Source organism: Streptomyces sp. AC555_RSS877, from assembly GCF_019049245.1.
Classification (GTDB): domain Bacteria; phylum Actinomycetota; class Actinomycetes; order Streptomycetales; family Streptomycetaceae; genus Streptomyces.
In genome coordinates this window covers 1-6,205 of sequence record NZ_JAGMUK010000210.1, presented here as the reverse complement: position 1 = coordinate 6,205, position 6,205 = coordinate 1, and the positions used below count along the sequence as shown (strand labels likewise).

Below are 6,205 nucleotides of genomic sequence, written 5' to 3'. Positions count from 1 at the left end.
ATGGGCACGAAGGACCAGAACTCGTCGTGGGCGCCGACCCGGGAGAGCAGCCGCTCCGGGACGTGGGTGTTGTTGACGGTCATCCACACGACGGTGAAGAACTCGGAGGCCACTCCCGCCGCGAATGCTGCCGCGGCCAGCCAGAGTGTGTTCGCGCCGGAGCCGAGCAGGATCAGCGGAACGGCGCCCAGCGTCATCGAGGACAGTGCCGGCACCATCGGCCGTCGCACCGTCAGCTTCACCATCACCACACTGGCCAGCAGCGCTCCGACACCGCGGGCGCTCAGCACCAGGCCCCAGCCCTCCGCGCCGATCGTGTCGTTCGCGATCACCGGGCCCAGGATCTGCCAGACACCCATGTTGGCGGCGTTGAAGACGGCAAAGGCCGACGTCACGGCCCAGATCCACGGCTGGGAGCTGAAGTAGCTCCAGCCCTCCCGCAGTTCGCCGAGCATCGTCGGACCGTCCTTGGCGCGCGGGGGCAGGGCGGGCAGCGACATCCTGGCGAAGAACGCGGCCGCCAGGAGGAAGGACGCGGCGTCGGCGGCGACCGCCCAGCCGCCTCCGACTGACGCGGTCAGCAGACCGGCTGCGGTCGGGCCGAGGATCCGAGTGGCGTTCCCGACGGACGCCAGCAGGGAGCTGGCCTGCTGCAGGCCGCGTCCCGCCGCAAGGTTCGAGACGATGCCGCGCAACGCGGGCTTGGTCAGCCCCTGGAAGATGCCGTTGAGGGCAGCCAATGGCAGCAGGAACGCCGGGCGCTGGTGTCCCAGGAGGACGAGCGCGACGCCGACCTGGGTGAGGCCGGCGCCCAGGCTGGTGAGAAGAAGGACAGTGTCGCGCCGGTAACGATCGGCGATGCCTCCACCGAGAAGGAGCGTCGCGACCATCGGGACCAAGGCCGCAGTGGTGACCGCGGACAGCCAGGTCGCACTGTCGGTGACCTCAAGGACGCCGAAGGCCAGGGCGACAGGCGACATGGCACTGCCGGCCATGGAGATCGACTGGCCGCCCAGAAACCAACGGAAGGCAGCGGAACGGAGCGGCCGCTCGGACGCGAGGCCCGTACTGGAAACCGGTAACGTGCCCCCTTCAGATGGCTCACGATCTCGACTCTCGGGCGCATCCGCTGCAGGCACAACGGGCCACCGTGCCAGCACACGCAGCAGGCCTCAAGTGGTTTTCGCAGGGGGTGCCGCTGTGAGGCGCGGCCACAGGGCAGCACTCGGCGAGGGTCCCCTGCGGTATCCGGACACGTGGGCCCGGATGCGGCACAGCTTCAAGCGCGCCAGGATCGAGCAGCAATCCAGCCAGGACCACGATGCCGAGATCATGCCCAGAGTGGCCAGGCGACGCTCAGTGTCAGCGTGCTCGGCGGATCACCATGTCAACGGTGTCAAGTCCTTACAGGATTGGTGTTGTTCCGCCTTCACGCAGTTCAATGAGCGCTATGACGACGGCTGGGCAGTGGTACGAGACCGAATCGCTCTGGGCGGCGGCGAGTGTGGGCGTGGCAATAGCCGCATTGGTTGCAGGAGCTTGGGCAACGCTGCGAGCCGCCTATCCGAAACGGTGCCTGACATACGATCTCGTCACCTTGACACCACTCATTTCGCCATCGAGCCTGCTCCGCGGAGGGCTGTCTGTGAGTCTGAACGGTGCGGCGCTCACCGATCCTCATGTCCTCAAGATCAGGTTGCTTAACAGCGGTGTCCGCGACATCCCTAGCGACGCGTTCGACAACGGCGTCCCAATCCGCATCGATCTCGGGGCTCGGGTGATCTCTGTCTTGGACAGCACATCTGAGCCTTCTCACGCCGTCCCTCCAAGTTTGAATGTCGACGGTCAATGCATAACGATCGGTCCCACTCTGATCGCGAAGAAGCAACAGATAACCGTCTCGGCTTTGGTAGACGGACCCCAGCCAAGGCTGACGATCCGTGCCGCGCTCATTGAGGTGGACGTGCGTCGGTACCGCCCCGAGCTGCCGATCCCTGGCTTTATGCCTGTCGCCCTTGCCGTGCTCGGCGCCATCGTCGCTCTATCGGGTAACGGAAGGTCACGCTTCGTCGTAGGAGCAAGCGTGGGCCTGGGCCTCGCGTCTGTTCTTCTCGTGGCGCAGAAACTCATCACGCACTTCAACCGCAGGTACTGGGGTGATGGGTCGGTCCGGGGCGCCACCAGCAACTTATGAACGTCATTGCGTCTCGCGACTGAGGACAAGTCCCAGCCGGTCACAGAGCCCGGAGCGGCCATGAAGCGCTCAGCCACAACGAGTGGGGCGGGACCTACAGCAAGGCCCCCAGGAGCGTGGTCTGCCTCATTGAGAAACGGGTCGGCCGGGAGCGCATGCCCCTTTATGTGGACGGCAGGGGGCGAATCCACGCCCTCGTCGCCCGGGCCGGGCTGCCACCACGGGCGACATGGGATCCGTCATGGAACACACATTCGATGAACTGGTGGCGATGCAGAGCGCGGCCGACAAGGTGCACGTCCGGTCCGGGTCCTGAAACTGCGGGACTCCTACGGCCTTCCCACGGCGACGCCCTGGACGGAGCAGACCGAGGCGTACGAGAAGGCACCTGGCTGCACTGGCGGAAACTGGCTGGTGAGGTCCAGGCCGCCGTCACCGAGCACGCTATGGAACAGAACAAGCCTCAATCGGCGTCGAGGTGGCCGTCCGGACCAAGATCCGGCATCCCGGAGCCGTCTGCCGCATAAAGGCCCGTTGCACGACTCACCCGGCTGACACACCGGCGGGCGCAGCCTGGGCATGGGTTCTACTGTCGTAGTGCTGAATTCCGCTTTCGGTGGGTATAGCTGCTGACCGAGTGCGGGCCTTACCCGGTGCGCCCGCCCGTCACGGCCCGGCTTGGAGGGGGCGAGGGCTACGGGTGCCAGGGCGTGGTGTCGCAGTGCCTCGGTGATCGCGGTGAGTGGCCGGGGGCGTGTGCGCTCTGCTGGTTGGGCGGGTGTGCCCTGCTGTTCGGCGTGTTTGTGCAGGAGCCGGGCGCGGCCGTCTTCGACGGTGTGTTCCTCGGTGAGGACCTTGCTGAAGGTCTTCATGACGGCGTCCGCGCCGACGGGATGGGGCTCGTGGGCGTCTGTTTCTGGCGGGGGTGTGTCGCTTGGTTCGCCGGGGCTGACGGCGTGGGGGGAGGAGGACTGTAGGAATGCAGATCCTTGGGTGGCTTCGCGGCGGGCGTTGGCCAGGAGCTGGGTGAAGTGGTCGACGTCGCCGCCCAGGACGCGGACGAAGGTCGCAAGGACGTCACGGTGCGGCAGGACGGCGGTTTCCAGGATGAAGGCGACGGCGGCGGCGGTGAGGAGCCAGCGGCTGGCGACGGCGATGTCGCTGGGCGCAGGGCGTCCGGCGCGCAGGTGCAGGGTGTGCACGGCAGTGCGGAGTCGTTCGGTGGCGGGCATGGGCGGGTCATCAGGGTCCGGGGTCTCCGGTTCACGGGACTTCTGGCTGAGCTTCTCGGATTCCCAGACCGTGCGCAGGACGTCGGGGTCGGCCCCGCAAGCCTGGGCGAACCTCCGTGTCAGCTCCCAGGTGGGTACGCGTTCGCCGGACAAAATCCGTAAGAGGTAGGAGGCGGAGCAGCCGATGCGGGAGCTGACCTCCTTGTTGGTGAGCTGGGCGGAGCGGATCAGCATGGACAGGATGGGGGAGAGGCGGTTGTAGGCGGCTCCGGAGGATTCGATGGGGGCGGACTGGTCGGGGACCTCGCCCCGTTCGGTGCCATCGCAGGTGTCTGCTGCGGTGTCGCTGTCGGCTGGGGTGTCCGCGGAGTCGGCGGTGCGTGGGCCGGTGCTGTTGTAGAGGCCGGCGAGTGTGGTGAGGGTGGTTTCGGAGCGGTTGAAGCGGGTGAGGCGGCGCAGGATGTAGCGCTCGGTGTAGCGGCGGCGGGCGGTGTCCTCGCTGATGCCCAGGATGGAGCTGACGGTGGCCCAGGTGACGCGTCGGTAGCGGGCGCGGCCGACGAGGACCATGACGTCGCGCTGACCGCCCTGGAAGGCATGGACCGTGCCCACCCGCACCCGGTCGCTGCCCACCATGCGCTCCAGGGCATCCTTCTGCGCGCGGAAGGGGGTCACTACACCTACCGTTGCGGTCTCCGGCAGGTGGCGCAGCAGTTTCCGCACGACTTCGACTACGGCAGCGGCTTCGGACGGGTTGCGCCAGGACTTTCCTCCGGGGCCGCGCGCCGACTCGCTGGAAGAAACGTTCGCCCAAGCCAGTACGGGAGCGATTTCACCGGTGCCCGCGAGGTCGACGGCGGGTACCTGTCGGCGTACGTCGGTCAGGATTTCCAGCGCGCCGGAGTAGCAGTGGCCGTTGACGATGTCGGCAATCTCCGGGTGGCAGCGGTAGTGCTCGTCGAGGAGCAGGGCGGAGTCACCGTTCTGCGCGGCGGCGTGGTACGAGGAGTGGACGTGGTAGGAGAGCCTCCGGTCCTCCAACCAGGCCGCGCTCAGACCTGCGCTGACAGGTGCCTGCCGCTCCTGCTCCGGTGAGATGCCGGGGATGTGACTGAGCTGCATCGGATCGCCGATGATCAGAGCCCGCCGGGCGCGAAACAACAGCGGCAGCACCGAAGCGATGGAGCACTGGCTGGCCTCGTCGATGACGACCAAGTCGAAGAGCTTCGCGGTGGGCCTCAGTTGGCGCACCGCGTGTGTGGTGATCGCCCACCCCTTCAGGTGGCGCAGCAGATTCAGCTGGCTGCGCTGGGTCCCCGAGTGCTGCCGCAGTGTCTGGAGTCGCTGGTTCAGCAGCGATCGCCCGCGGCTGAGCGCCTCCGCCGACACCGCCGCGCACAGCTCCGCCGACAGTTCGGCTCGTGTCGTGGTGCAGTCCGCGCGAGCCTGACGTACGGCCTCCTCGTCTTGGGTGAGCTGGGCCGGCGTGAGCTCCCGCACCTGCCGCTCCAGGCCCGCTACGTCGGCCAGATCGGCGAGGGATTCGGAGACCACGGGCCGTTCACCGGTCCACTCCGGCAGGTGCGTGGCCACGTGCGGAGTGGCAGCCGAGACGAACGCCTTCATCGCACGCTTCCGCCGCCAGCCTCCCCACCAGCCCCCCGCCGTTGCCGCCCTGCGGGCCCGCGCTTCCCAGCGGGCAAGAGCCGACTGGTCGTCGGTCGCCCACATCTGTGTCAGGAGAGACACCGGAAGTCCGACCTTCTCGGCGAGCTCCGCCCGCTGTTCCAGAACCCCGGCCAGCTGTACCTCACCCTGGACTTGTCGGCCGGCCTGGTCGCGCAAAACGGCGGCGCGAGTGCGGAGGATGCGCATCTCACCCGCCAACGTCGCTGAACTTCGACCGGGCTGGGGAAGCGGATCCGACAGCAACTGCTCGAGCTTCCCGGCTTCCTTGACCAAGGCGTCGACGTTGCCGGTACGCATCAGGCGGGTGCTTGTCGAGCTTGAGGAGTCGGGCCACCGCCGTCCAGGCGGTGCGCACCGAGTACTCGACGGTGAAGACGACGTCGTCCGGCACCTCCGCGAACTGTGCGGGTGCCAATTAAACATCCGGCCTGGCCAGGCGGCATGTTGGTACTCGTGAAGGGTCCCGCCGAGTCGATCGCGCCGGTGGATCTCCAGGTGTTCGATCTGTCCTGGTTCGCTGATCGCTGCGGGAAGGGGGCGGAGCGGAGCGGCTTGCCTCAGGGCGCGGTGGGGCCGGTGTCCGTTGTAGAAGGACTCGAACTCGCGGAGCGCGTGCAGGAGGTGGCTGTGGTTCCAGATCAAGGTGCGGTCCAGGAGCTCGCGTCGGCAGGTCTGGATCCAGCGTTCTATGAGGGAGTTCATCCTGGGCATTCGGATTCCGGTGGTGATGACGTTCAGTCCGGCGTCGGCCAGGACGGCGTCGAAGGCCTGTGTGAACTTCGAGTCACGATCGCGTATCAAGAATCTGGCCTTGCTGCCTGCGTCCTCAAGGTCCATGACGAGGTTCCGCCCGAGCTGCACTATCCACTCGGCGGTGGGGTGTGCGGTGGCGCCGAGGATGCGGATACGCCGGGTGGCGTGCTCGAGAACGACAAGGGCGTACAGGCGGGCACCGGTCAGGGTGCGGACCTCGAAGAGGTCACAGGCGAGCATGCGTCGGCTTGGCCGCGCAGGAAGTCGGCCCAGGTGTGGCTCTGTCTCTCCGGCGCGGGCGGGATGCCGTGCTCCTTCAGGATCTCCCAGACGGTGG

The 6,205-nt window shown here is 67.3% G+C and carries 3 protein-coding genes and 2 pseudogenes; 1 reads left to right on the top strand and 4 read right to left on the bottom strand.

What is annotated here, in order from left to right:
• Nucleotides 1-995 (bottom strand): MFS transporter (locus tag KUM49_RS42410; protein ID WP_217242282.1); only part of this gene is annotated, 995 nt, incomplete at its 3' end.
• A gap of 455 nt (nucleotides 996-1,450) precedes the next feature.
• On the opposite strand from KUM49_RS42410, the gene KUM49_RS42405 reads away from it, so the two are divergent.
• Nucleotides 1,451-2,194: a hypothetical protein gene (locus KUM49_RS42405; RefSeq protein WP_217242281.1), complete on the top strand. Its 744-nt coding sequence runs from the start codon at nucleotides 1,451-1,453 to the stop codon at nucleotides 2,192-2,194.
• Nucleotides 2,195-2,523: 329 nt separating this feature from the next.
• Here KUM49_RS42405 and KUM49_RS49460 read toward each other — a convergent pair whose 3' ends face one another.
• The 3 genes and pseudogenes from KUM49_RS49460 to KUM49_RS42390 form a co-directional block, all read right to left on the bottom strand.
• Nucleotides 2,524-5,052: an AAA domain-containing protein gene (locus KUM49_RS49460; RefSeq protein WP_254402637.1), complete on the bottom strand. Its 2,529-nt coding sequence runs from the start codon at nucleotides 5,050-5,052 to the stop codon at nucleotides 2,524-2,526.
• Between the two features lie 250 nt (nucleotides 5,053-5,302).
• A pseudogene (locus KUM49_RS42395) lies at nucleotides 5,303-5,518 on the bottom strand (oleate hydratase); the annotation flags it as partial.
• A gap of 32 nt (nucleotides 5,519-5,550) precedes the next feature.
• Nucleotides 5,551-6,205, bottom strand: a pseudogene (locus KUM49_RS42390) (integrase core domain-containing protein); the annotation flags it as partial.